The sequence below is a fragment of the Brevibacterium sanguinis genome (genome assembly GCF_039528855.1).
Taxonomy (GTDB): Bacteria; Actinomycetota; Actinomycetes; order Actinomycetales; family Brevibacteriaceae; genus Brevibacterium; species Brevibacterium sanguinis.
Map to the genome: position 1 here is coordinate 124,806 of NZ_BAAAMB010000008.1, position 24,515 is coordinate 149,320.

General features: G+C 69.9%; 22 protein-coding genes. 11 read left to right on the forward strand and 11 right to left on the reverse strand.

Annotated elements, in window-relative coordinates; genetic code table 11:
* Window positions 1-33: 33 nt before the first annotated feature.
* Window positions 34-1,161 carry a glutamate--cysteine ligase gene (locus ABD154_RS09635; protein ID WP_198499385.1) on the reverse strand — a complete coding sequence of 376 codons (1,128 nt, stop codon included), beginning with the start codon at window positions 1,159-1,161 and terminating at the stop codon, window positions 34-36.
* 127 nt (window positions 1,162-1,288) lie between these two features.
* Between ABD154_RS09635 and ABD154_RS09640 the strand changes: the two genes are divergently transcribed.
* A complete protein-coding gene (locus tag ABD154_RS09640; RefSeq protein ID WP_211978885.1) occupies window positions 1,289-2,914 on the forward strand; it encodes a glycoside hydrolase family 3 N-terminal domain-containing protein in 1,626 nt (541 codons plus the stop codon).
* A 1-nt stretch (window position 2,915) separates the two neighbouring features.
* Here ABD154_RS09640 and ABD154_RS09645 read toward each other — a convergent pair whose 3' ends face one another.
* Window positions 2,916-3,962 (reverse strand): ABC transporter substrate-binding protein, encoded by a 1,047-nt coding sequence (locus tag ABD154_RS09645; RefSeq protein WP_211978886.1) that lies wholly within the window; start codon window positions 3,960-3,962, stop codon window positions 2,916-2,918.
* Window positions 3,963-4,091: 129 nt separating this feature from the next.
* The gene (locus ABD154_RS09650) at window positions 4,092-4,715 is read right to left on the reverse strand and encodes a M15 family metallopeptidase (protein ID WP_211978887.1); all 624 of its coding nucleotides are present in this window, start codon (window positions 4,713-4,715) and stop codon (window positions 4,092-4,094) included.
* Window positions 4,716-4,802: 87 nt separating this feature from the next.
* Between ABD154_RS09650 and ABD154_RS09655 the strand changes: the two genes are divergently transcribed.
* Together ABD154_RS09655 and ABD154_RS09660 are read left to right on the forward strand one after the other, a co-directional pair.
* Window positions 4,803-5,489, forward strand: a complete 687-nt coding sequence (locus ABD154_RS09655) for a response regulator transcription factor (RefSeq protein WP_198499381.1) — start codon at window positions 4,803-4,805, stop codon at window positions 5,487-5,489.
* Window positions 5,482-6,693, forward strand: a complete 1,212-nt coding sequence (locus ABD154_RS09660; RefSeq protein WP_249121028.1) for a sensor histidine kinase — start codon at window positions 5,482-5,484, stop codon at window positions 6,691-6,693. Before ABD154_RS09655 ends, ABD154_RS09660 begins: the two co-directional genes overlap by 8 nt.
* Here ABD154_RS09660 and ABD154_RS09665 read toward each other — a convergent pair.
* Together ABD154_RS09665 and ABD154_RS09670 are read right to left on the reverse strand one after the other, a co-directional pair.
* Window positions 6,630-7,463: a sulfurtransferase gene (locus ABD154_RS09665; RefSeq protein ID WP_211978888.1), complete on the reverse strand. Its 834-nt coding sequence runs from the start codon at window positions 7,461-7,463 to the stop codon at window positions 6,630-6,632. The genes ABD154_RS09660 and ABD154_RS09665 overlap by 64 nt on opposite strands.
* A gap of 61 nt (window positions 7,464-7,524) precedes the next feature.
* Window positions 7,525-8,778 (reverse strand): class I SAM-dependent methyltransferase, encoded by a 1,254-nt coding sequence (locus tag ABD154_RS09670; RefSeq protein WP_211978889.1) that lies wholly within the window; start codon window positions 8,776-8,778, stop codon window positions 7,525-7,527.
* A gap of 99 nt (window positions 8,779-8,877) precedes the next feature.
* Between ABD154_RS09670 and rsmA the strand changes: the two genes are divergently transcribed.
* Genes rsmA through ABD154_RS09685 form a run of 3 tightly spaced genes read left to right on the forward strand, consistent with a single transcriptional unit; the run spans window position 8,878 to window position 11,467 of the window.
* Window positions 8,878-9,789: a 16S rRNA (adenine(1518)-N(6)/adenine(1519)-N(6))-dimethyltransferase RsmA gene (rsmA, locus tag ABD154_RS09675; protein WP_211978890.1), complete on the forward strand. Its 912-nt coding sequence runs from the start codon at window positions 8,878-8,880 to the stop codon at window positions 9,787-9,789.
* Entirely contained in the window at window positions 9,786-10,736 is a 951-nt protein-coding gene (locus ABD154_RS09680) for a 4-(cytidine 5'-diphospho)-2-C-methyl-D-erythritol kinase (protein ID WP_211978891.1), read from the forward strand. The genes rsmA and ABD154_RS09680 overlap by 4 nt, the downstream gene beginning before the upstream one ends.
* Window positions 10,736-11,467: a FadR/GntR family transcriptional regulator gene (locus ABD154_RS09685; RefSeq protein ID WP_211978892.1), complete on the forward strand. Its 732-nt coding sequence runs from the start codon at window positions 10,736-10,738 to the stop codon at window positions 11,465-11,467. Before ABD154_RS09680 ends, ABD154_RS09685 begins: the two co-directional genes overlap by 1 nt.
* 67 nt (window positions 11,468-11,534) lie before the next feature.
* On the opposite strand, the gene ABD154_RS09690 is transcribed toward ABD154_RS09685, so the two are convergent.
* Window positions 11,535-12,938 carry a GntP family permease gene (locus ABD154_RS09690; protein WP_211978893.1) on the reverse strand — a complete coding sequence of 468 codons (1,404 nt, stop codon included), beginning with the start codon at window positions 12,936-12,938 and terminating at the stop codon, window positions 11,535-11,537.
* The gene (locus tag ABD154_RS09695) at window positions 12,935-13,492 is read right to left on the reverse strand and encodes a gluconokinase (protein WP_211978894.1); all 558 of its coding nucleotides are present in this window, start codon (window positions 13,490-13,492) and stop codon (window positions 12,935-12,937) included. The genes ABD154_RS09690 and ABD154_RS09695 overlap by 4 nt, the downstream gene beginning before the upstream one ends.
* Before the next feature lie 123 nt (window positions 13,493-13,615).
* Here ABD154_RS09695 and gndA point away from each other — a divergent pair, with 123 nt between their 5' ends.
* Both gndA and ABD154_RS09705 read left to right on the forward strand, forming a co-directional pair.
* Window positions 13,616-15,067 (forward strand): NADP-dependent phosphogluconate dehydrogenase, encoded by a 1,452-nt coding sequence (gndA, locus tag ABD154_RS09700; RefSeq protein WP_211978895.1) that lies wholly within the window; start codon window positions 13,616-13,618, stop codon window positions 15,065-15,067.
* A 44-nt stretch (window positions 15,068-15,111) separates the two neighbouring features.
* Window positions 15,112-16,287, forward strand: coding sequence for a pyridoxal-phosphate-dependent aminotransferase family protein (locus tag ABD154_RS09705; protein ID WP_211978896.1), 1,176 nt, complete (start codon window positions 15,112-15,114; stop codon window positions 16,285-16,287).
* A gap of 215 nt (window positions 16,288-16,502) precedes the next feature.
* Here ABD154_RS09705 and ABD154_RS09710 read toward each other — a convergent pair whose 3' ends face one another.
* The 4 genes from ABD154_RS09710 to ABD154_RS09725 form a co-directional block, all read right to left on the reverse strand.
* Complete coding sequence (locus ABD154_RS09710) at window positions 16,503-17,552, reverse strand: homocysteine S-methyltransferase family protein (protein WP_211978897.1); 1,050 nt, start codon at window positions 17,550-17,552, stop codon at window positions 16,503-16,505.
* Window positions 17,553-17,756: 204 nt separating this feature from the next.
* Window positions 17,757-18,068: a hypothetical protein gene (locus ABD154_RS09715; RefSeq protein ID WP_211978898.1), complete on the reverse strand. Its 312-nt coding sequence runs from the start codon at window positions 18,066-18,068 to the stop codon at window positions 17,757-17,759.
* A gap of 3 nt (window positions 18,069-18,071) precedes the next feature.
* Complete coding sequence (locus tag ABD154_RS09720; protein WP_211978899.1) at window positions 18,072-18,419, reverse strand: TraR/DksA family transcriptional regulator; 348 nt, start codon at window positions 18,417-18,419, stop codon at window positions 18,072-18,074.
* A complete protein-coding gene (locus ABD154_RS09725) occupies window positions 18,419-20,233 on the reverse strand; it encodes an ABC-F family ATP-binding cassette domain-containing protein (protein WP_344251175.1) in 1,815 nt (604 codons plus the stop codon). The genes ABD154_RS09720 and ABD154_RS09725 overlap by 1 nt, the downstream gene beginning before the upstream one ends.
* Window positions 20,234-20,520: 287 nt before the next feature.
* On the opposite strand from ABD154_RS09725, the gene ABD154_RS09730 reads away from it, so the two are divergent.
* The 3 genes from ABD154_RS09730 (at window position 20,521) to ABD154_RS09740 (ending at window position 24,514) form a co-directional block, all read left to right on the forward strand.
* Entirely contained in the window at window positions 20,521-21,597 is a 1,077-nt protein-coding gene (locus ABD154_RS09730) for a BMP family lipoprotein (RefSeq protein WP_249121030.1), read from the forward strand.
* A gap of 74 nt (window positions 21,598-21,671) precedes the next feature.
* Entirely contained in the window at window positions 21,672-23,285 is a 1,614-nt protein-coding gene (locus tag ABD154_RS09735; protein WP_211978900.1) for an ABC transporter ATP-binding protein, read from the forward strand.
* Window positions 23,282-24,514: an ABC transporter permease gene (locus ABD154_RS09740; RefSeq protein ID WP_137826503.1), complete on the forward strand. Its 1,233-nt coding sequence runs from the start codon at window positions 23,282-23,284 to the stop codon at window positions 24,512-24,514. Before ABD154_RS09735 ends, ABD154_RS09740 begins: the two co-directional genes overlap by 4 nt.
* The last annotated feature ends 1 nt before the right edge of the window (window position 24,515 follow it).

The window sequence follows — 24,515 nt, forward strand, 5'->3', positions numbered from 1 at the left end:
AGGCAGCCCCGGCCCGCGAGCAGGCCCCGCGCCTCACACGTACGAGGTGCGCAGATCCCGGATGAGCGAGCGCGTCACTTCGGTGAGCGATCCGGTCGTGTGGAACACGTCCTGCAGGCGCTGGTAGGGCACCCCGCGCGCCATGAGATCGCTGATCGAGGCGAGCTCGCGCGCGCATCCGAGCCTCTCGGCCACCGGCGCCAGACGGACGAGCTCGTCGGCGATGCACTCGGTGACGAGCCGCTCATCGGCTTGCGCGTTCTCGATGATGATCGCGTCCATCCCGTACCGCGCCGCCCGCCACTTGTTCTCGTCGTGGAACCAGTCGGGCATCGTCGGCAGGGTCTCTCCGGCGTCGAGGCGGGCGGAGAAGTCGTCGATGAGGCACTGGATGAACGCGGTCATCGCGGTGATCTCCTCGAGCGTCGGCAGCCCGTCGCACACCCGCACCTCGACGGTGCCCCAGTTCGGCGCGGGCCGGATGTCCCAGCGGATCTCGTTGAGATGGTCGATGATGCCGGTCGTGAGCATGTCGTCGACGTACTTCTCATACGCCGCCCACGAATCGAACTGGAACGGCAGACCGGCCGTCGGCAGCTGCTGGAACATCATCGCCCGATTCGACGCGTACCCGGTGTCCGTCCCGCCCCAGAACGGGGAGGAGGCGCTGAGCGCCTGCAGGTGGGGGACGTAGGCGAGGAGCGCGTTGATGATCGGCAGGACCTTGTCGCGCGAATCGACGCCGACGTGGACGTGGACGCCGAAGATCAGCATGTTCCGACCCCACCACTGCGTGCGGTCGACGAGTTCGAGGTACCGGTCCTTCGCCCGCACCTCCTGCGTCTGCCACTGGGCGAACGGGTGGGTGCCCGCCGACATCAGCTCGATGCCGCGATCCTCCGTCAGCGTCCGCAGCGCGCCCATCGAGGTCGCGAGGTCCTCGGCGACACCGGACACCGTCGTCTGCACATCGGTGACGAGCTCGATCGTGTTCGTCAGCATCTCGCCGACGATCCGCTTCTCGAATGCGGGTGCGCGGTCGGCGACATCGGCCAGCAGGCTCTCCGCTGCGGGGGTGAGATCGAGACTCTCCCCGTCGAGGAGAGCCAGTTCCCATTCGACACCGAGGGTGGAACGGGGTGAACGTGCGAAATCGACCATGGATCGATCATAGTGGCGCGCGTCCCCGACTCGAGACGCCGTCTTGCCCACACGGGCATGAGATCGGTCTCCCACCCGCCGGCCGAGCGCGCGGACCGGGTTCAGGTGCGCCCACTAGCATGGGAGCATGCCAACACGTCTCACCCTCACGGCACTGACCGCGGCACTCACCCTTGTCCTCGCCGGCTGTTCCGGCGGCAGCGCGGGGGAAACGGATGCCACGACGGATCCCTCGAGCGCCGAGGCGGGGGCGAGCTCGGCCGCCCCCACGAGCGCGCCGACGAGCGCGCCCCCGGCCCAGCCTGAGGACTTCGCCGACGAGGCCGCCGAGATCGTCGACTCCTTCTCCGACGAGCAGCTCGCCGGGTCCCTCATCATCGGCACCTGGGCCGGAGCGGGCTCCCAGGGCGCGGTCGACATGGTCAGGCAGAACAGCCTCGGCGGGGTCATCGTCATGGCCGACAACCTCACGGAGACCCCCACGGCCGACGAGGTGAGCGCCCTGACCAAGGACATCGCCGGCGCGCGGACCACGGGCCAGCCGGTGTCGATCGGCGTCGATCAGGAAGGCGGCCCGGTCTCGCGCCTGAGCACCGCGGCGCTGCCGTTCCCGCCGCTCATGGCGCTTGCCGCCACCGGGGACGGGCAGCTGACGACGACGGCGACGACGGTGCAGGCGCGCAACCTCACCGACCTCGGCTTCACGATCGACTTCGCCCCCGACTCCGATGTCACGGTCGGACCCGAGGACGTCGCGATCAACGTGCGCTCGGCCGGCAGCGACCCCAAGGCCGTCGCCGAGGTGGTCGCCCAGGCCGTCGACGGCTACGAAGCGGGTGGGGTCGCGAGCTCCGCGAAGCACTTCCCCGGCCACGGTCGCCTCACCGTCGACTCGCATGAGAGCCTGCCGGTGTCGGAGAAGTCGATCGACGAGCTCGAGAGCACGGACCTGCTGCCCTTCAAGTCCGCGGTCGAGGCCGGGGTGCCGCTCGTGATGATGGGCCACATCGGGCTGCCGGACGCGAAGACGACCCCGGCGAGCCTCAACCCGGACGCCTACGCGGCGATGCGCGACAAGCTCGGCTTCGACGGGGTCGCGATCACCGATGCGCTCAACATGGAGGCCGTGCCCCAGAACGAGAACGGCGGGGAGACCGTGACCGCGCTCAAGGCCGGCGCCGACCTCGCGCTCATGCCCCCGGACGCCGCAGCCGCACAGAAGGCGATCGTCGCGGCGCTGGGGGATGGGACGCTGACGAAGGACGACCTCGTCGAGAAGTCCCGCCGGGTCGTTGCGATGCAGCTGGCCACCGCGGAGACGCAGAAGGGCGTTGCGGGGTCTGACGCCGGCGCTGAGGATCCCGAGGCCGTGCTCACCGAGGTCGCCGAGAAGTCGCTGACCGTGCTCAAGGGCGACTGCGAGTTCGCGGGCACCGAGTCGATCTCGATCGTCGGCGGCAGCGAGAAGGAGAAGGCCGCCCTGGGCAAGGCGGCCGAGTCCGCGGGGCTGACCGTCGGCTCCGGTGGGACGACGGTGAGTCTGAGTCCGAAGACCTCCGCCGAGGTGGCCGTCGGCACCGCTGCCCCGTGGACGATGCGCAGCACCACGGCGAAGACCGCGGTGACCGCCTACGATTCCAATCCCTACGCGCTCGAGGCGGTCGCGAAGTGGCTCAAGGGCGACCTCACCGCCACAGGATCGCTGCCGGTCAACTACGACGGCAGCGACGCAGCGCCGTCGTGCAGTGGGTGAGTCAGTCGAGCTGCTTGCCGTACGCGGCGGCGATGTCGTCGAGGACGGTGCCCAGCGCGAGGTAGCCCTGCCCGCGCATCCACGCCTCGAAGTCGACGGGGTGGACATTGCCGGCCTCGACTGCGGGGATGGCCTGCCAGATCGGTGAGGCCGCGACCTCATCGACGACGCCCTCCTCGGTGCTGTAGACGAAGATGTGGTCGCCGAGGCTGCCCGGCAGCAGCTCGAGGCTCGTCTCGACGTAGCCGCCCTCGCCGACGCTCGTGCCCTCGGCCGGCGGAGCGAACGTCAGTCCGGCGTCGGTCATCGCAACCCCGGCGTTCGTCTCCTCCATCATCACGCGCACCTCGTCGGGTCGCAGGCGCACCTGCGAGACCGGCTTGGCCGCTTCGGGATCGTCGGCGAGCTGCGCCTTGAGGTCGGCGGCGCGGGACTCGTAGGCCCGGGCGGCCTCATCCATCTCCGCGGTGCGGTCGAGTGCGGCCCCGACCTGGGCGGCAAGGCCCTTGGGGTCCTGCTCGCCGACGACGACGGGCACCGTCGGTGCGATGTCGGAGTACTCGTCGAACATCGTGTCGTCGAGGCCGGCACCGCCCGAGGCGTTCATGAGGATGAGGTCGGGTTCGAGCGCGGCCACGAACTCGAGGTCGATCTCCTCGTCGGAGTCTCCGATGCGCGTGACCGAGTCGTCGTCGAGGCCGACGTAGTCGGGCAGTCCCGCGAACGACATCGGCGAGCCGACGGGCGTGACTCCGGCTGCGACGCTCGAGTCGAGGAGCGCCGTCGACGTGACGACGACCCGTTCGTAGTCGGTCGGGGCCTCGAAGGTGCCGAGCTCGGTCTTCACGGAGTAGGTGTCCGCCGAGGCGGCCCCCGCTGTCTCCGCGTCGGTGCCGCACCCGCTGAGGACACTGACCGTGAGCACGGCGGCCGACAGCGCGAGGCTGCCGCGCACGGCTGAGAGCCGACCCGATCGCGTCGGGCAACGGCGGGCGCTGTCGGGACGGGAGCCGGTGGGCAGGGAGCCGGATGGCAGGGTCTCGGGCACGGAGCAGTCCTCTTTCGTCCTCAGGGAATCGGCGTGCAAGATTAGCCTAGCCTCAGCTGCGGGACGGATGGCCCTGCGCATCGATGAATGAGACGAGCCGCACACCCTGCCCCTCACCGCACCGCGGAATCACCGCATCCGGGGGTCCTCGGTGGGGTCGGCGTACTGCTGCGGGCAGCCGTCGGTCTGCGCCTCCGGCCGGAGCTCGTAGTGCCACGCCTCGTTGCCGTAGATCTGGCACAGCCCGAAGTCGGCGCCGTGCTGGGAGAGCCAGCTCGAGGCGTCCATCGGGCCGATGTCGACGGCATCTCCGGACACGTGCGGCGAGGTCTCGGGGGTGGCGACCCACCGTGCGGCTTCGGCCTTCGACCCGTAGGTGGAGACGGCGTCGTCGAGCAGACCGGCCTGGTAGGCCGCCGATCGCCGCCCGCTGTTGACGGTGAACGTCACGCCGTCGAGGCGCGCGGACTCGGCGGCCGCGGTCACCGCTGTGCGCAGATCGGCGTCGAGCCCGGAGATGCCCGGCAGTTCGGTGTCGGTGATGCGGGCGTCGTCGGGCAGGGCGCCGTTGTCGGTGTCGCGGACGTTCGCGTCGATCGACGCCCCGACTCCCGCCTCGCCGGTCTGGGACTCCGCCTGCACCGCGCAGCCGGCGAGGGCGGCGACGAGCAGGACGGCGAGTCCGACGGCCACGGCGAAGACGCCGAGGCGGTCGGTGGCGGTTGGGACGGATGCTGCGGTTCTCGTGGTCATGCCTTCAGTCAACGCAGTCGACTGTTGCCGGAGCGTATGCGGAAATCGATATGTTCGCGATACATCCGGGCCATTACGCTGATCCCTATGCGCGTACTGATCGTCGAGGACGAACCCGAGATGGCCGAGGCCGTCCGCAGCGGTCTCCGCCTGGAGGCCATCGCCGCCGACATCGCCGGCGACGGTGACCAGGCGCTCGAGATGCTCGCGGTCAACGACTACGACATCGCCGTGCTCGACCGTGACATCCCCGGACCCTCCGGCGACGAGGTGGCCCGCCAGATCGTCGCCGCCGGCACCGGCATGCCGATCCTCATGCTCACCGCCGCCGATCGCCTCGACGACAAGACGACGGGGTTCGCCCTCGGCGCGGACGACTACCTGACGAAGCCCTTCGAACTCGCCGAGCTCGTGCTGCGTCTGCGCTCCCTCGACCGGCGCCGGTCCCAGCACCGGGCGCCGGTGCTCGAGGTCGCGGGTCTTCGCCTCGACCCGTTCCGCCGGGAGATCTACCGTGACGGCCGGTATGTCGCTCTCACCCGCAAGCAGTTCGCGGTGCTCGAGGTGCTCATGCGCGCCGACGGCGGAGTCGTCAGCGCCGAGGAGCTGCTCGAGAAGGCCTGGGACGAGAACGCCGACCCGTTCACCAATGCCGTGCGGATCACGGTCTCGGCCCTGCGCAAGCGCCTCGGCGAGCCCTGGCTCATCGCGACGGTGCCCGGCGTCGGCTATCGCATCGCGGACCCGAGCGCCGAGGCGGCCGACCGTGGCTGAGCCGCGACCCCGCGGACTGAGCGTCCGGTGGCAGCTGACGCTCAGCTACGCCGGGTTCCTCATCGTCGCCGGCATCCTCCTGCTCGCCGTCGTCTGGATCTTCCTCCTGCGCTATGTCCCCAACGTGCCGATCAGCGCCCCCGACGGCTTCGTCCCCAATCGCTCCGATCTGCAGCGGGCGTTCTTCCCCGCCGCGGCGGCGACCTTGGGGTTCCTCCTCGTCGTCGGGCTGGCCGGAGGATGGTTCCTCGCCGGCCGCATGCTCACCCCGCTGGCGAGGATCACCCGGGCGGCCCGGGCGGTGTCCGCCGGCGAGTTCTCCCACCGCATCCGGATGAGCGGGCGCCAGGATGAGATCCGGGAGCTCGCCGACGTCTTCGATGCGATGCTCACCCGGGTCGAGGCCCACGTCGCCGAACAGCAGCGCTTCGCCGCGAACGCCTCCCATGAGCTGCGGACCCCGCTGGCCATCACGCAGGCGGTCCTCGATGTCGCGCAGCGCGAGCCCGACCGCGAGCACAGCGCCGATCTCGCTCAGCTGCGCGCGGTCAACGACCGTGCGATCGCGCTCACCGAGGCGCTCCTCCTGCTCAGCCGCGCCGGCAATGAGATCCGCGACGTCGAGCCGGTCGACCTCTCCCTCCTCGCCGAGGATGCCGTGGAGACCCTGCTGCCGTTCGCCGAATCGCGGGGGATCGACGTCGAATTCGACACCCAGCCGGCCACAGCGCTGGGGTCGCCGGTGCTGCTGTCCCAGGTGGTGACGAACCTCGTCCACAACGCCATCGTCCACAACCTCCCGGCCGGCGGCTCGCTGCGCGTGCGCACAGGCCGGCAGCCGGCACCGGACGGCACCGGTCCGTGGGCGTGGGTGAGCGTCGAGAACACCGGAGCGGTCATCAGCCCCGAAGCGGTTGCGACCCTCACCGAACCGTTCCAGCGCGGCGGCAGGCGCACCCGCGACAGCAGCCACGCAGGGGTCGGCCTCGGCCTCGCGATCGTCGCGCGCATCGTCGCCACCCATCGCGGCCGTCTCACCCTCACCCCGCTGGCCGGCGGGGGACTCCGCGTCGACGTCGGCCTGCCCGCAGCCCACCAGCCGGTTCAGGGGCGGAGCATAGCGGACCGCGGCACGGATGCTCAGCTGCCGGTGGCGATCCCGCGGCCCGGGTCGGAGGACCAGCCGGACCAGCTCGCCGAGTAGAGGCTCGAGCCGACCCCGAGGGTCGCGAGCACCATCGCGTTGTGGCACGCGGTGACCCCGGATCCGCAGTAGACGGCGACCGACTCCTCGAGGGCGCCGAGGTCGCCGAAGCGCTCGCGGAGGTCGACCTCGGAGAGGATGTAGCCGTCGGCGGTGTTCTCCGTCGCCGGGGCGTTCCGCGCTCCGGGAATGTGGCCGGCGACCGCGTCGAGGGGTTCGGTCTCCCCGCGGAACCGCTCGGGGGCGCGGGCGTCGAGGAGCACGCCGTCCCAGGACTCGGCGGTGTCGGCGTCGATGACGGGCATCGACCCGGGAGTGATGACGACGGTGGAGGGGGCGACGGCTGCGGCCTCACCGAATTCGAGGTCGCCGCCGGCGGAGACCCAGGCGTCGATCCCGCCGTCGAGGACACGGGCGTGCAGTCCCGCCCAACGCAGCAGCCACCAGGCTCGCGCCGCGCCGAGTCCGGAGTTGTCGTCATAGACGACGACCTCCGTCTCCGGGGTGATGCCCCAGGTCCGGACCGTGGTCTGGAACTGCTCGGGACTCGGCAGGGGGTGGCGCCCGGCGCGCGGATCGGTCTGACCGTGATCGGCGAGGTCGGTGTCGAGGTCGACGTAGAGCGCGTGCGGCAGGTGACCGCGTGCGAAGTCGTCCCGGCCATCGGGTTTGAGCTGGGTCCAGCGGACGTCGAGCAGCCTCGGCGGGGTCCGGCCCATCGTCTGGGTGAGGAGCTCTTGCGCGGTGATGAGGACATCGGTTCGGGTCATCGGATCTCCTTGGCTCGGGTCGATCTCCTGCGATCGCCTCCGCTGCTGACTCTACGTCCCCTCAGGACTCCGGGGCAGTCCCGGGTGCCGTGAACGGCTGGGTGAGGAGGACGACGTGCTTGTCGCCGAGGCGGGTGAAGACGAGGGTGGCGCGCTCGCCCTTCGGCAGCTTGAGCTGGCGTCGCACCTGGTCGGGGACGATGTCGGCGCCGCGCTTCTTGATGACGACCGAGCCGATGCCGCGGGCGATGAGCTCCTTGCGCAGGCTCGGGATCTTCGCCGGGAGGACATCGACGATCTCGTACGCGGTGACCCCTGCCGCGGCCGGTCCGGTCGGGGCGACATCGGTCGTGAGGTAGGCGATCGACGGGTTGAGCCGGCGCGCCTGCAGGGGACCGGTGAGCGCCGTGACGAGCCCCGCGCGGACGATCGCGCCGTCGGGTTCGAGGAGATACTCGCCGAGGCGGCCGATGCCGTCCTCGTCGGCCGCCGGCACATCGTCCTCGTGGACGAGGAGGGTGCGCTCGCCCATGACGAGCGCGCTGCGCCCGGGCCGCTGCCGGGCCGCTCCGAAGTAGAGGCAGACCTCGACGACGTCGCCGTCGTGGGAGACCCACTGGGCCTCCGCGCCTGCGGGAATGAGGTCATGGTCGAGGGCGGGGCCCAGCTTGACCCCGGCCGCATGGGCCTTCGCCGCGCGGTCGACGACCCAGGTCAGGGACGGGGAGAATTCGTCGGGGTCGGCGATGCGCGCGGTCGCCCCGCGGGCATTCGCGCGACCGACGCGGCGGCGAGCCGGATCGAACCACAGGGCGTCGGCGCCGACGATCTCCGCGTGCTCGGCCAGCCCGTGCGCGACCTCGGCGCCGGGCAGGTGACGGAGGTTGAAGGCGGCGATCGCGGCGGTGACCTCGTCGGCGTCGACGGCGCGGACCTCGGCGCCGAGGCCGGCGAACGCGAACGCATCGAAGCCGATCCCGCAGCCGAGGTCGGCGATGCGGACGGGGGAGTCGGAGCCGTCGGCCCGCCCGGCGGCGAGCAGCCGCTGCGCGTGGTGGGCGGCGACGGGCAGGCGGGTGGCCTGGGCGAGGCCGTCACGGGTGAAGAGCATCTCCGCGGCGTAAGGACCGAGCTTGCCGACGGCCTCCGTGCGCAGCTGCGCCTGCGTGAGCAGGGCCGCGGTCACCTCGGCGGAGAACCCCTCCTTGCGCAGCGCCGCTGAGCGGGCGAGATCGCCTGTGGGCAGATCATCGATCCGGTCGAGACGGTCGAGGACGGAGACGTCGAGGAGTTCGGCCAGAGTCGTGCGATCCATGGGGGCCAGCCTAACGTTTCCGGGTCACCCGCAGGTCACGGGGGATCACGGGCACCGTCACGGCGAGCGTTCCCGAGACCGTGAGGTAGGTTGTTGGGTGTGACGTTACTGACCGCACGCGACATCCGCGACATCGCCGCTGACATCGGTCTGCGCCCGACGAAGCAGAAGGGCCAGAACTTCGTCATCGACCCCAACACCGTGCGCTCGATCGTCGCGGCCGCCGACCTCGCCGGGGCGCAGAACGTCGTCGAGATCGGCCCCGGACTCGGGTCGCTCACCCTCGGCCTGCTCGAGGCCGGCCATGCCGTCACCGCTGTCGAGATCGACGAGGTGCTCGCCGCCCGCCTGCCCGCGACGATCGCGGAGTTCGCGCCGGAGGCCGTCGACCGGTTCGATCTCGTCGGCGCCGACGCACTCAAGGTCACCGAGCTGCCGCAGGCCCCGGACGCGCTCGTGGCGAATCTGCCCTACAACGTCGCCGTGCCCGTCCTCCTCCACTTCCTCGAGATCTTCCCGAGCCTGAGGACCGTCCTCGTCATGGTCCAGCTCGAGGTCGCCGAGCGCCTCGCCGCCGGGCCCGGCTCGCGGACCTACGGCGTGCCGAGCGTCAAGGCCCAGTGGTACGGCGAGGTCGGACTGGCCGGGCGGATCGGCAAGAACGTCTTCTGGCCGGCCCCGAACATCGACTCGGGACTCGTCCGCATCGACGTCACCCGCAGCGACCGGGATCCCGCCGAGCGCACGCGCCTCTTCTCCCTCGTCGACGCCGCGTTCGCGCAGCGCCGCAAGACCCTGCGTGCGGCCCTGGCGACGTGGGCCGGCAGCCCGGCACGCGCCGAGGAGGTCCTCCGCGCCGCCGACATCGACCCGCGCACCCGGGGTGAGGCGCTCGGCGTCGCCGACTTCGCACGCCTCGCCGCCGCCGAGGCCCGACTCGCCGCCGATGACAGCCGTCCGGCAGCGGAACAGAGCCCGGACGCCAGCCCGGAGGGCGGTCGCTCCGCATGACCGAGCAGCTGTCCCCGCGTCCCGGCGCCCCGACCCCGGTGAGAGTGCGCGCACCGGGGAAGATCAACGTCCACCTCGGCGTCGGCGGAGTCGGCGCGGACGGCTACCACGAGCTCGCGACGGTCTTCCAGGCCCTCGACCTCACCGAGACGCTCACCCTCATCCCCGGCGGGACGGGGGCGATCATCGTCCGGGGGCGCTACGCCGATGACACTGTGCCGCGCGGGGAGACGAACCTCGCCCGCCGTGCCGTCGACCTCCTCATCAGCACCTTCGAAGCCGAGCGCGACGTCGATGCGCTGCGCGGGCTCGACATCGTCATCGACAAGCAGGTGCCCGTCTCCGGGGGGATGGGCGGGGGCTCCGCCGATGCTGCAGCGGCCCTCACCGGTGCCGCGCACCTCATCGGGGGAGTCGAGACCGAGGTGCTCGCCGACCTCGCCGTCGACATCGGCGCCGACGTCCCGTTCCTCCTGCGCGGGGGCACGGCGATCGGCCACGGCCGCGGGGAGAAGCTCAGCCCCGTCCTCACCCGCGGGACCTTCCACTGGGTGATGGCCACCTCGGCGGGACAGCTCTCGACGCCTGCGGTCTACGGCCGCTTTGACGAACTCACCCCCGACCCGGGCCCGGCCGAGGTCCCGCCGGAGGTGCTCAAGGCGCTCGCCGCCGGTGACGTCGACGCGCTCGCGGCCGCCGCCGGCAACGACCTCACCGAGGCGGCGGTGTCCTTCCGGCCGGAACTCGCCGAGGTGCTCGAGGCCGGGCGGGAGGCCGGTGCGGTCCTGCCCCTGCTCAGCGGTTCGGGTCCGACGATCGGGTTCCTCGCCCGCGACGCCCACCACGCCCTCGACCTCGCCGTCCTCCTCCAGGCCACGCGGGGAGTCAAGGAAGCGCTGCGGACGACGGGTCCCGCGGCGGGCGCCCACGTGGTGCCGAGCGGCTGATGGCCGCCGACTCAAACCCGCCGTCGCGGGAGAACCTCCACGGTCAGGTCCTCGAGGCGATCGGACGCGACATCGTCTCCGAGGCGCTGCCCCCGGGCGTCGTCGTCAAGACCGAGGAGCTGCGCGCCCGCTACGACGTCTCGCTCTCGGTCATCCGGGAGGCCGTGCGCGTCCTCGAATCCCTCGGCATGGTTCGACCGGTGCGCCGGCTCGGTCTCGTCATCCTCGCGATGTCGGAGTGGACGATCCTCGATCCGCTCGTCGTCCGCTGGCGGATGGCGGTCCGTCCCGCCCGTCAGCTGCGGTCGCTGACCGAGTTGCGGGTGGCGATCGAGCCCGAGGCCGCGGGTCTCGCGGCGACCTATGCCGACGCCGAGGCGGCCGAAGAGATCATGCGCTTAGCCGCGCGGATGCGGGCGGCAGGGCGGACCGGTGACGTGAGCGCCTTCCTCGATGCCGATGCCGCGTTCCACCGCGCTGTCCTGCGCGCCGGCGGCAATGAGCTCTTCGCGTCGTTCGACACCGTCGTCGCCGAGATCCTCGCCGGTCGCACCGCGGAGGGGCTGCAGCCGCAGTTCCCCCATCCCGATGCGCTCCAGTGGCACTTCGACGTCGCCGATGCGATCGGCGGTGAGGAGCCGGACCGGGCCCGGCAGGCGATGGCGAAGATCGTCGCGAAGGCCTACGACGAGATGTCCTCGGTCTGGGACGGCGAGCCCCGGCGGACGTGAGAGGCCAGCGCCGCAGAACGCGCTGAGGCCCGCGCGCCTCTCAGCACGCGGGAAGGCTCGCCGCGCCTCAGAACGCGCTGACGACGGCGTAGAGGATGAGGCTGAAGGCGAAGCCGACGACGCCGAGGAGCGCCTGCCCGACCGTCCACGTCTTCAGCGTCGTCTTCGTGTCCATGCCGAAGAACCGGGAGACGAGCCAGAAGCCCGAGTCGTTGACGTGGCTGGCGAAGACGGAGCCGGCGGCGAGGGCGAGGACGATCGCGACGACCTGGAGGCTCGAGAAGTCCGGGTTGCCGACGACGATCGGCTGGACGAGCGCGGCGGCCGTGGTCAGCGCCACGGTCGCCGACCCCTGGGCGACGCGGACGATGGCGGCGATGAGGAATCCGGCGACGATGACCGGCAGGCCGAGCGCGGCGAGGGAGTCGGCGATCGAGTCGCCGATGCCGCTGGCCCGCAGCACCCCGCCGAACATGCCGCCGGCCCCGGTGATGAGGACGATCGAGCACACCGGTCCGAGTGCGGAGTCGACGATCGAGTCGACGAGCGAGCGGCTCTTGTTCTTCCGCCACCCGAGCAGCCACATCGCCGCGAGCACGGTGATGAGCAGCGCGATCGGCGTCTCGCCGAGCATCCGCAGGCTCGTCACCAGCGTGGATTCGCCGTCGACCCAGCCTGCCTCGGCGGCGAAGCCGAGTCCGGTGTTGAAGAAGATGAGGATGAGGGGGAGGACGAGGAGGGTGATGACGGTGGTCAGGCTCGGTGTCGACTTGAAGCTCGCATACTCGTCGTCGCCGCCGGCGGAGAGGATCGTCGGCACGGGAACGTCGAAGCGCCGGCCGATGAAGAGACCGAAGAGGTACCCGCACAGGTACCACGCGGGGATCGCGATGAGGATGCCGCAGATGAGGACGAGACCGACATTGGCGCCGAGGAGACCGGAGGCGGCGACGGGACCCGGGTGCGGGGGCACGAAGATGTGCATCGCGGAGAACGCCATCGCCGCGGGCATCGCGTAGAGGAGCAGCGACCCGCCGAGGCGGCGCGCGACGGTGAAGATGATCGGGAGCATGACGACGAGGCCGGCGTCGAAGAAGATCGGGAACCCGAAGAGCAGGGACGTCACCCCGAGGGCGAGTGGGGCGCGCTTCTCGCCGAAGGCCCTGATGAGACGGTCGGTGAGCACCTCGGCTCCGCCGGAGAGCTCGAGGAGGCGCCCGAGCATCGCCCCGAGTCCGACGAGGAGGGCGACGCTGGCCAGGGTCGAGCCGAACCCGTCGTAGAGCACGGTGACGAGGTCACCGGGGGTGATGCCGGCCGCGAGCGCCGTGAGGACGCTGACGACGACGAGGGCGACGAACGCGTGGAGCCGGAGCTTGATGATGAGCAGCAGCAGGAGGGCGATCGCCGCGGCGGCAAGGCCGAGCAGCGCGGGCGCCGGCAGCGTCCACGCGAGTTCGATATCGGTCATTGATCCTCTTCCTCGAGGCGGGTGCGGCGGTGGAGGGCGATGCGGGCGAGTTCGACGGGCAGGAGATCGAGGATCGTCTGCCGCACCTCGGGCAGGCTCTGCTCGATCGAGACGACCATGTGCGCCTCGTCGGGTTCGAGGGCCTCGAGAGTGGACAGCTGCGAGTCGAGCAGCGTCGGCGACATGAACTCGTGGGCGCGTCTGGCCAGGTGGTCGGCGATGACGGCGCGGGGACCGTCGAGGTGGATGAAGAACGTTGCCGGGGCATCGATGCGCAGGCGGTCACGGTAGCGGCGCTTGAGCGCCGAGCAGGCGATGAGCGGGGCGGGGAGGCGGCTGAGCTCGGTGGCGATCGCGGCGAGCCACGGCATCCGGTCGGTGTCGGTGAGCGGGATGCCGGCGGCCATCTTCGCCTTGTTCGCCGGGGTGTGCAGGTCATCGCCGTCGATGAACGTCACCCCGAGAGCCTCGGCGACCTGCTGGCCGACGACGGTCTTGCCCGTCCCCGACACCCCCATGATGACGAGTGGTGGAAGGGTCTGTCCCAGGTCCATAAGAATCTCTCGAAAACATATGATGATATTGATATGCTCTGCAGAATAAATCAGAGTTATTGAACCGTATTTCTTCTGCGGAAGACTGTCAACAACGTGACCCTGCAACGAAGAGGACTGCTGATGAACGCCGATGTCGCTGTGATCGGGACCGGAGTGATGGGGTCGAACCTCGCGCGCAACCTCGCCGGGCAGGAGGGTCTGCGCGTCGCGCTCTACGACCTCGACGTCGACCGCGCGCGAGCGGTGGCCGCGAACCACCCCGAGGCCGAGTTCCTCGTCGCGACCTCTCCCGCCGAGCTCGCCGGGATGCTGCGGACGCCCCGCGTCGCGATCCTCATGGTCAACGCCGGGGCCGCGACCGACGCCGCGATCGGCAGCATCGCCGAGGTGTTCGCCCCCGGCGACATCATCGTCGACGGCGGCAACTCCCACTTCACCGACACGATCGCCCGCGGGCGGCGGCTGGCCGAGACGGGCATCGAGTTCGTCGGCGTCGGGATCTCCGGCGGTGAGGTCGGCGCGCTCGAGGGGCCCTCGCTCATGGTCGGCGGCTCCGACGCCGCCTGGGAGCGCCTGCGCCCCCTCCTCACCCCGATCGCCGCCCGCGCCGAGGTGCCGGGTTCGGTCGAGCCGGTCCCGTGTGTGGCCCACATCGGCACCGACGGCGCCGGTCATTTCGTCAAGATGGTCCACAACGGCATCGAGTACGCCGACATGCAGCTCATCGGCGAGGCGTGCACGATCCTCCGCGACGGGCTCGGACTCACCCCCGCCCAGATCTCCGCGGTGCTCACCGAATGGAACGCGGGCGAACTCGAGTCCTACCTCATCGAGGTCACCGCCGAGGTCTTCGCCCACACCGATGCCGCGACGGGGCGTCCCTTCGTCGACATCGTCGCCGATGCCGCCGGTGCCAAGGGGACCGGGGCGTGGACGGCGCAGTCGGGTCTCGACCTCGGGGTTCCCGTGCCGACGATCGCCGAGGCGGTCTTCGCGCGGTCGCTGTCCCAGGCGGCGGATCTGCGCGCCCAGGGGGAGGCCCTCGGCGGACCGGTCCCGGCGGACACGGCCCCTGCCGACCGCCTCGGCGAGGCGATCGAGACGGTCCGCCGGGCGCTGTTCATGGGCAAGATCCTCGCGTACGTCCAGGGCTTCGACGAGATCGCCGCGGGCGCCCGCGTGCACGGCTGGGACATCCGCCTCGGCGAGCTCGCGTCGATCTGGCGGGCCGGGTGCATCATCCGCGCCCGCGTGCTCAACAGGATCGTCGCCGCCTACGAGGCGCAGCCGGATCTCAGCTCCCTGCTCGCCGCCGCTGATGTCCGGCAGTCGCTTGAGGCCGACCAGGCCGCTCTGCGCTCGACCGTCGGCGACGCGGTCGCGGCGGGGATCGCGGTCCCGGCGCTCGCCTCGGCGCTGGCCTACGTCGACGGCCTCCGCGCGCCCCGGTCCTCGGCGGCGATCATCCAGGCTCAGCGGGACTTCTTCGGCTCGCACACGTACGGGCGGGTCGACCGTCCCGGGGTCTTCCACACGCTGTGGTCGGGCGACCGCAGCGAAGTCGAGGTCTGAGCCGCCGGTGGCCCCGGCGCGGGGAACGTGGCACTGTGGGATCTATGACTCAGCCACATGATGCGACGCAGCCCCACGATCCGACCCTGCCCCACGACGACGTCGATCCCGGCGGTCTGCTCGAGTACTCGGTCGTCTTCACCGACCGTTCGCTCAACCACATGTCGGCGCGCTTCGTCTCCGTCATGCAGGACATCAACCGCATCCTGCGGACCGCCTACGATGCGCAGAGTGCGGCCATCGTCCCCGGTGGCGGATCCTATGCGATGGAATCGGTGGCCCGGCAGATCGCGACGGGAAAGAAGTGCCTGATCATCCGCAACGGGCTCTTCTCGTTCCGGTGGTCGCAGATCCTCGACGCCGGATCGATCGCGAGCGAGACCGTCGTCCTCCCGGCTCAGCCGGACTCCGACGATGTCCAGGCCGCGTGGTCGCCTGCCCCCATCGCCGAGGTGGTCGCCGCCATCGAGCGCGAACGTCCGGCCGTCGTGTTCGCTCCCCACGTCGAGACGGCCTCGGGGATGCTCCTGCCCGACGAGTACATCCGGGCCGTCGCCGATGCCGTCCACTCCGTCGGTGGAGCCTTCGTCCTCGACTGCATCGCCTCGGGTGCGGTGTGGGTGTCGATGGCCGATCTCGGCGTCGACGTCCTCATCAGCGCCCCGCAGAAGGGGTGGAGCGGTTCGCCGTGCGCGGGCTACGTCATGCTCGGGGAGGCCGGTCGGGCCGCGGTCGAGGCCGGCACCTCGACGAGCTTCGCGATGGATCTGAAGAAGTGGCTGTTCATCGCCGACGAGTACGAGGCCGGTCGCGCGCCGTACCACGCGACGATGCCGACGGATGCGCTCGCCCACAACGCCGCGCTCATGCGCGAGACCGAGGAGCGCGGCTTCGACAAGCTCGAGACGGCGCAGTTCGAACTCGGCGAGCGGGTGCGCGCGGTCTTCGCTGCCCGCGGTCTGCCCTCGGTGGCGGCCCCGGGGTTCCAGGCGCCGAGCGTGGTCGTCGTCCACACGACCAACCCGCAGCTGGCCAACGGTGCGGCGTTCAAGGAGGTCGGGCTCCAGGTCGCGGCCGGGGTGCCGCTGCACACCGGGGAGCCGGAGGGCTTCACGTCGTTCCGCATCGGGCTCTTCGGCCTCGACAAGCTCGGTGACATCGACGGCACCGTCGCCCGCCTTGAATCCGCCCTCGACCGGATCGACGTCACCGCGAAGTAGGGCGGCGGCCGGCCCTCGGGCCGGCCTGCGCATCGACCCGAGGAGCGCTCAGATGAGTTTTGGCCAGGTGGGACTGAGATGGCCAGTACACGCACTGGCCATCTCAGTCCCAATTGGCGCAAACCCGCAGTGACGCGCAGGAGCGGCCGGCGGCATCGGCCGCCGACCGCTTCACACGCTGCTGCGCCCGAGGCGCTGGTCCGCCCGAGGCGCTCTTACGCCCGGTCGCCGAGGGCGACGACGTTGTCGGCGAGGCGCTCGTTCGTGCCGTACATGAAGTGGTTGCTCATGTTCTCCGAGAACCGGCTCGCCTCCGTCGTCAGGCCGACGGCCTCGGCGACCTCACGGATGTGCATCGGAGTCGCACCGCAGCACACGCCGAGGTAGTTGACGCCGAGCTCGTGCGCTTCCTTCGCGAAGGCGCCGATCTCGTAGCGGTTGGTCTGCAGCGGATCGAGCGCGGTGGGGAAGGTCCGGCCGTGCGGGGACGGCACCGCGGCGTGGGGGTCGGAGAGGTTGAAGAAGGTCGGCTCCTCCTCGGTCGTCCGGTAGGGGATCGGCAGGGCGCCGACGTGACACGAGACGGCCGCGCGGATCTCTTTGAGCCACGGCAGCATCGTCGCCGGTCCGCGGAAGCAGTTGAGGCCGACGACGTCGACGCCGAGCTGCTCGAGGCGCTGGGCGGTCTCGACGATCCCGGCCCCGTCGGCCATCTCCTGGAACGCCATGGGCGCGAGGGTGAGGACGACGGGCAGGCCGCTGGCCTTCGCGATCTCGGCGGCGGCGATGGCCTCACCGGCGAAGTAGAAGGTCTCACCGATGATGAGGTCGGCGCCTTCCTCGACGGCCCAGCCGACCATCTCGGAGAACATCGCGCGGACCTCGTCCTGCTTCGCAGGGTCGGCGGGATCCCAGATGTTCGAGTTCGAGATGTTGCCGGCCATGAAGTTGCCGGGCTTGGCGTCGGCGACGGAGCGCGCGATCTGCAGGGCCGAGCGGTTGAGCGGCTCGAGGAGGTCCTCCTTGCCGATGACCCGCATCTTCTCGCGGTGTCCGTTGTACGTGAAGGCCTCGACGATGTCGGAGCCGGCCCGCTGGAAGTCGATGTGGAGGCTGCGCAGCGCCTCGGGGAACTCGAGCGCGACCTCGGGCACGAATTCTCCCGCGGAGAGGTAACCGCGCTTCTCGAGTTCGAAGAGGAAGCCTTCCGCGCAGATCACGGGACCGGCGTCGAGGCGCTCGGTGAGGGCGTTGGACTGTGACATGAGTTCTCCCGGTAGAGCTGAGATCGTCGGGCCCGATGACCGAGCTCCGTCGCATTGAGGACTCAGCCAGCTCATCACAGGCAGCGTCGCTGTCCGCCGTCGACCGTCACAGAAGGTCAGATTCGCGCCGCATTCCGTCACAGAAGGTCATGTCGCCGAGGCGGCCCGCCCTCCCCAGGCGCCTTGACTTCCGTATCGGGTTCGTCAGTTCCCGCCGCCGCGGCGGGCGCTCAGCCAGTCGGAGAGCAGCGCGGCGCCGAGGAAGGCGATGAGCCACACCCCGCCGAGGATGAGAGCGATGACGGGGAAGAACACCACCGCGTAGTTGATCTCGAGCCACAGCCCCGACAGTGCGAGGAGTGCGCAGAGGAGAACGCCGATGCCGGCGACGAGGCGGAGGACGAAACCGGGCGTCGACGCGGTGCGCCGGCCTCGGGCGGCCTGGACGAGGACGAGTACGCCGGCGAGGAGCAGGAGCAGCGGAGGGAGAACGATGAGAACGACTCCGGCGGCCATCGTCTACCTCCCGGTGTCCCTGCTCGCGCACGTCACGCACAGCGCCGCGTAGGGGCGAGCGTCGAGTCGCGCCTGGGCGATCGGCTGTGAGCAGGCGGCGCAGATCCCGAACGTCCCGTCATCGAGCCGGGTCACCGCCGCGGCGATCGCGGCGAGACGCTCACCGGCCTGCTGCCGCAGCGCGTCGGCCTGGCTGCGTTCGAACGCGATCGTCGAGCCCTCGGGGTCGTGTTCGTCGTCGCTGTTGTCGCCCTGCCGGGCAGCGGAGAGACCGTCGATCGAGGCGCTCAGCGACGCCAGGAGCGCACGGGTCTCCGCCTCCTCGTCGGCCAGTCGCTGCCGCCAGTCCACTACGCCTCCAGCGCCTCGGTGGCCTCGAGCCACCGCTCCTCGAGGGCTGCCGTCTCGTCCTCGAGTTCGCGGACCTGCGCGGTGAGCGCGGCGAGGCCCTCGAAATCGGCCTGATCGTGGACGGCCATCTCCTCGTGGAGGGCGGCCACCTGCGTGCTCAGCTTGTCCATGCGCCGCTCGATCGCCGAGACCTCCTTCGTCGCGGCCCGCCTTTCGGCACCGCTGAGCTTCGGTGCCGACGACTCCTCCGCCGAGGCGGTCCCGGCGGGATCTGCACTGTTCGACCCCGTTGCCGGGCTCGACCCCGAGGCTTCCTCCGCGCGCAGGCGCAGGTACTCGTCGACCCCGCCGGGCACGTGCCGCAGGCGGTGGCCGAGGATCGCGTACTGCTGATCGGTGACCCGCTCGAGCAGGTAGCGGTCGTGGGAGACGACGATGAGGGTGCCCGGCCACGAGTCGAGGAGGTCCTCCATCGCGGCGAGCATATCGGAGTCGACGTCGTTGGTCGGCTCGTCGAGGATGATGACATTGGGTTCGGACATCAGGAGCATGAGGAGCTGCAAGCGGCGCTTCTGGCCCCCGGAGAGGTCGTCGACCCGGGCCGAGAGGTGCTCCGTGGCGAACCCCAAGCGCTCGAGCAGCTGGGCCGGGGTGAAGTCCCTGCCCTCGATCGTGAACGTCGTCTTCGCCTCGGCGAGGACCTCGCGCACTCGCCTGCCGCCGATCCGGGCGAGATCGGCGAACTGCTGATCGAGCACGCCGACTTTGACGGTCTTGCCGCGTTTGACTCGCCCCGCGGTCGGTTCGAGCGTGCCGGCGACGAGCCCGAGCAGCGTCGACTTCCCGGCGCCGTTGGGACCGAGGATGCCCGTGCGCTCGCCGGGACCGATGCGCCACGTGACGTCGTCGAGGACGTCCCGGTCACCGAAGTGGACGGACACACCTTCGAGGTCGACGACGTCCTTGCCGAGCCTGGCCGTCGCCATCTTCTTCAGCTCGATGGGATTGCGGACCTCGGGCACGTCGGCGATGAGCTGATTGGCCGCCTCGATGCGGAACTTCGGCTTCGACGTCCGGGCGGGAGCCCCGCGGCGCAGCCACGCGAGCTCCTTGCGCATGAGGTTCTGCCGCTTCGCCTCGGTGGCCGCGGCGATCCGGTCGCGTTCGACGCGTTGGAGCACGTAGGCGGCGTACCCGCCTTCGAAGGGCTCGACGATCCGGTCGTGGACCTCCCACGTCTTCGTGCACACCTCGTCGAGGAACCACCGATCGTGGGTGACGAGGAGGAGGGCACCGGAGTTCTTCGGCCACCGGTTCCTCAGATGCCGTGCCAGCCAGGCGATGCCGTCGACGTCGAGGTGGTTCGTCGGCTCGTCGAGGATGATGAGGTCCCAGTCCTCGACGAGGAGGGCCGCGAGGGCCACGCGCCGCCGTTGACCGCCGGAGAGGCTGCCGATCCGCGCCTCCCAGGGCAGGTCGGCGATGAGGCCTGAGATGATGTCGCGGATCTTCGCGTCCCCGGCCCACTCGTAGTCGGCCTTGTCGCCGACGACGGAGAATCCCACGGTCGCCTCGTCGTCGAGCTCGTCGCGCTGGGTGAGCATTCCCAGCCGCAGGCCCCCGCGGTAGGTGACGCGCCCGGAGTCGGGGGTGATCGTGCCGGCGAGCATCCCGAGCAGCGAGGATTTGCCGTCGCCGTTGCGCCCGACGATGCCGATCATGTCCCCGGTGTCGACGCCGAGGGTGACCGAATCGAAGACGATGCGCGTGGGAAATTCGAGGTGCAGGGCTTCGGCCCCGAGAAGATGTGCCATAACGCCCACCAGCCTAGAGCACCGGGGCATGCCCTACCGTGATCGGCCCGTGAGGCGGCACAGCGGCCCCTGTCGGACGCACTGCAACTGTGACTGTTGATTGCGTTTTCATATCGGTGTCGCGGATTCGCGTGCTACGCGCGCGGGAGACGTGGCTCACGTGCATTAGACTGGCCGAAAACTCATCGAAATGTGACCGATCGCCCAGTCGTCTCACAGATTCGCGATGAGTCGGCCGGCGGTCCACCGCCGACGCCAGTGTTGGTCCTTCGAGAAAAGAGTAGACCTTGAAAAAGCTCGCATCAGCGGTGTCGATGATCGCCGCATCCGCCCTCGTGCTCTCCGCCTGCGGCTCCGGCGGCAGCGGCAGCGACTCCAGTGCCGGCGGGGACTACCTCGCCTGCATGGTCTCCGACTCCGGCGGCTGGGACGACCAGTCGTTCAACCAGTCGGGCCGTGAGGGACTGACGAAGGCCAAGGACAGCCTCGGCATTCAGGAGAGCCTCGCCGAATCCCAGGGCGACGCGGACTTCACCCCGAACGTCGACAACATGGTCCAGCAGGGCTGCAACCTCACCTTCGGCGTCGGCTTCCTCCTCGAGGATGCGATCCAGACCGCCGCCGAGGCGAACCCCGACCTCAACTTCGCCCTCATCGACTCGACGTTCTCCGACCCCGACGGCAACCCGGTCGAGATCGACAATGCCAAGCCGCTCGTCTTCAACACCGCCGAGGCCGCGTACCTCGCCGGCTACGTCTCGGCAGCGATGTCGAAGTCCGGCAAGGTCGGCACGTTCGGCGGCATCCAGATCCCGTCGGTCACCGTCTTCATGGACGGCTTCGCCGACGGCGTGCAGAAGTTCAACGACGACAACGGCAAGAACGTCGAACTCCTCGGCTGGAACAAGGACAGCCAGCAGGGATCGTTCTCCGGTGACTTCGAGAACCAGGGTCAGGGCCAGGAGCTGACGAAGCAGCTGATCTCCCAGGGCGCCGACGTCGTCATGCCCGTCGCCGGTCCCGTCGGCCTCGGTGCCGCGGCCGCAGCGAAGGAAGCCGGCGACGTCAAGCTCGTCTGGGTCGACACCGACGGCTACAACTCGACGGAATACGGTGACATCATCCTCACCTCGGTGGTCAAGGAGATCGCCAACGCCGTCGAGGACACCGTCAAGCAGGGCGTCGACGGCAACTTCACCTCCGAACCCTACGTCGGCACGCTCGAGAACGAAGGTGTGGGACTGGCTCCCTACCACGACTTCGACGGCGAGGTCCCCGAGGACGTCAAGACGAAGGTCGAGGAGCTGAAGAAGCAGATCATCGACGGCACCATCACGGTCGAGTCGGAGAACTCGCCCAAATAATCACCTGGGTTAAACTGCAGGGTCGAAATCTTTCGGCCCTGCAGTTTTCAAGTTTGTGAGGAGTGCTGCGAGCAGTGAAACTCGAGCTTCGCGGGTTGACGAAGGTGTTCGGATCATTCGTCGCCAACGACCACATCGATCTCACCGTGGAACCGGGTGAGATCCACGCCCTTCTCGGTGAGAACGGCGCCGGCAAGTCGACGATGATGAACGTCCTCTACGGCCTCTACGACCCCGATGGGGGAGAGATCCTCATCGACGACAAGCCGGTGAGCTTCGCCGGACCCGGCGATGCCGTGGCCGCGGGAATCGGCATGGTCCACCAGCACTTCATGCTCGTGCCGGTCTTCACCGTCGCCGAATCCGTGGCGCTCGGCTACGAACCGACGAAGGGGCTCGGCCTCATCGACGTCGCCGAGGCGCGGAGGAAGGTCACGGAGATCTCCGCGCGGTTCGGGTTCAACATCGACCCCGACGCCCTCATCGAGGATCTGCCCGTCGGCGCGCAGCAGCGGGTCGAGATCATCAAGGCCCTGTCCCGCGACGCGGAGATCCTCATCCTCGACGAGCCCACCGCCGTGCTCACCCCGCAGGAGACCGACGAGCTCATCTCGATCATGCGCCAGCTCAAGGAGCAGGGCACGTCGATCGTCTTCATCACCCACAAGCTCCGCGAGGTCCGCGCGATCGCGGATTCGATCACCGTCATCCGCCGCGGCAGGATCGTCGGGGAGGCCTCCCCGGACTCCACCGAGGCGGAGCTCGCCAGCCAGATGGTCGGACGCAACGTGTCCCTGACGACGGACAAGAGCCCCGCCGACCCGGGTGAGGCGACGTTCCAGGTGCGCGGCCTCACCGTCGTCGACCGGGCCGAGAACGTCGTCGTCGACGATGTCAGCTTCGACGTCCGTCGCGGCGAGATCCTCGCGATCGCCGGTGTCCAGGGCAACGGGCAGACCGAGCTCGCCGAGACGATCATCGGGCTGAGCGAACCGCGCCTGGGCACGATCACCCTCGACGGGAAGAACCTCGTCGGCACGTCCGTCAAGGACCGGTTGGGCGACGGCATCGGCTTCGTGCCCGAGGACCGGTCGACCGACGGCATCATCGCCGAGTTCTCGATCCGCGAGAACATGATCCTCGACGTCTACGACCGCCCGCCGTACGCGAAGGGCCCCAACCTCCGCTCCTCGGTCATCACCGCCGAGGCGAAGAAGAAGGTCGACGAGTTCGACATCCGCCTCGGCAGCATCGCCGACCCGATCTCCACCCTGTCCGGCGGCAACCAGCAGAAGGTCGTGCTCTCCCGCGAGCTCGGCCGGGAGCTGCGCCTCTTCATCGCCAGCCAGCCGACCCGCGGCCTCGACGTCGGATCGATCGAATTCGTCCACAAGCGCGTCATCGCCGAACGCGACACCGGCACCCCGTGCATCATCGTCTCGACCGAACTCGACGAGGTCTACGGACTCGCCGACCGCATCGCCGTGATGTACTCCGGTCGGATCGTCGGGATCGTCGGACCCGAGACCTCGCGTGAGGCGCTCGGCCTCATGATGGCCGGTGTCCCCGCCGAGGAGGCGCTGGCCTCCGCAGGCACCGCACCCGAGGCGGGTGCCCCGTCCGACGCCGGCACCGCGGCCGACGCGACCCCAGACTCAGCGACCACCTCGGCGGAGGAGAGCGAATGACGACTGACATCTCACCGGCCGCGCCGTCCCCGGCCCCGCCGCCGACCGCCGAGGCGAAGCCCGGGCGGCAGCAGACCCTCATCCAGGAGATCCTCTCAGGATCATGGCTGGTCACGGTGCTCGCCATCGTGCTCGCCCTCCTCGTCGGCGGAGTCCTCATCGCCTTCGCCAACGCCGAGGTCATCGCTGCGGCGAGGAACTTCTTCTCCGCTCCCGGCGCGTTCTTCTCCACGGTCTTCTCGACCGTCGGAGACGCCTACTCCGCGCTCTTCCGCGGGGCGATCTTCGACTGGAACGCCCGCACCCCCGAGCGCGCGATCCGCCCGCTGACCGAATCGCTCGTCAACGGCACCCCGCTCATCCTCACCGGCCTCGGCATCGCCCTGGCCTTCCGCTCGGGACTGTTCAACATCGGCGGTCAGGGCCAGGTCATCCTCGGCGCCACCGTCGCAGGCTTCCTCGGCTACGCGCTCAGCCTGCCGCCCATCGTCCACATGCTCATCGCCGCGGTCGGCGGCATCATCGGCGGGGCGATCTGGGCGGGCATCGCCGGTGTGCTCAAGGCGCGGACCGGGGCGAACGAGGTGATCGTGACGATCATGCTCAACTCGATCGCCGGCTACCTCCTCGGCTACCTGCTCAAGCAGTCGTGGTTCACGCACACGCAGTCGGCGAACCCGCAGTCGCGCACGATCGACGAATCGGCGCAGATGTTCCTCCTCCTGCCGCTGCCCTTCCGCCTCAACTTCGGGTTCATCCTCGCGATCCTCGCGACGATCTTCGTGTGGTGGCTGCTCGAGCGCTCGACGATCGGCTTCGAGTTCAAGGCCGTCGGCGCGAACCCGCATGCCGCGCGCACCGCCGGCATCTCGGTGGCCAAGGTGACCGTCCTCGTCATGGTCATCGCCGGTGGCCTCGCGGGACTCGCCGGGGCCACACAGGTGCTCGGCACGGAGGACAAGCTCACCGGCGGGATCGCCGGGTCCATCGGCTTCGACGCGATCACCGTGGCGCTGCTGGGACGGTCGAAGCCGCTGGGGACGTTCTTCGCCGGGCTCCTCTTCGGCGCGTTCAAGGCCGGCGGCTACCTCATGCAGTCGCAGACCGGCACACCGATCGACATCGTCCTCGTCGTCCAGTCGGTCATCGTCCTCCTCATCGCCGCCCCGCCGCTCGTGAGGACGATCTTCCACCTGCCCGCACCGGTGCTCAAGCGGAAGGAGTCCTGAT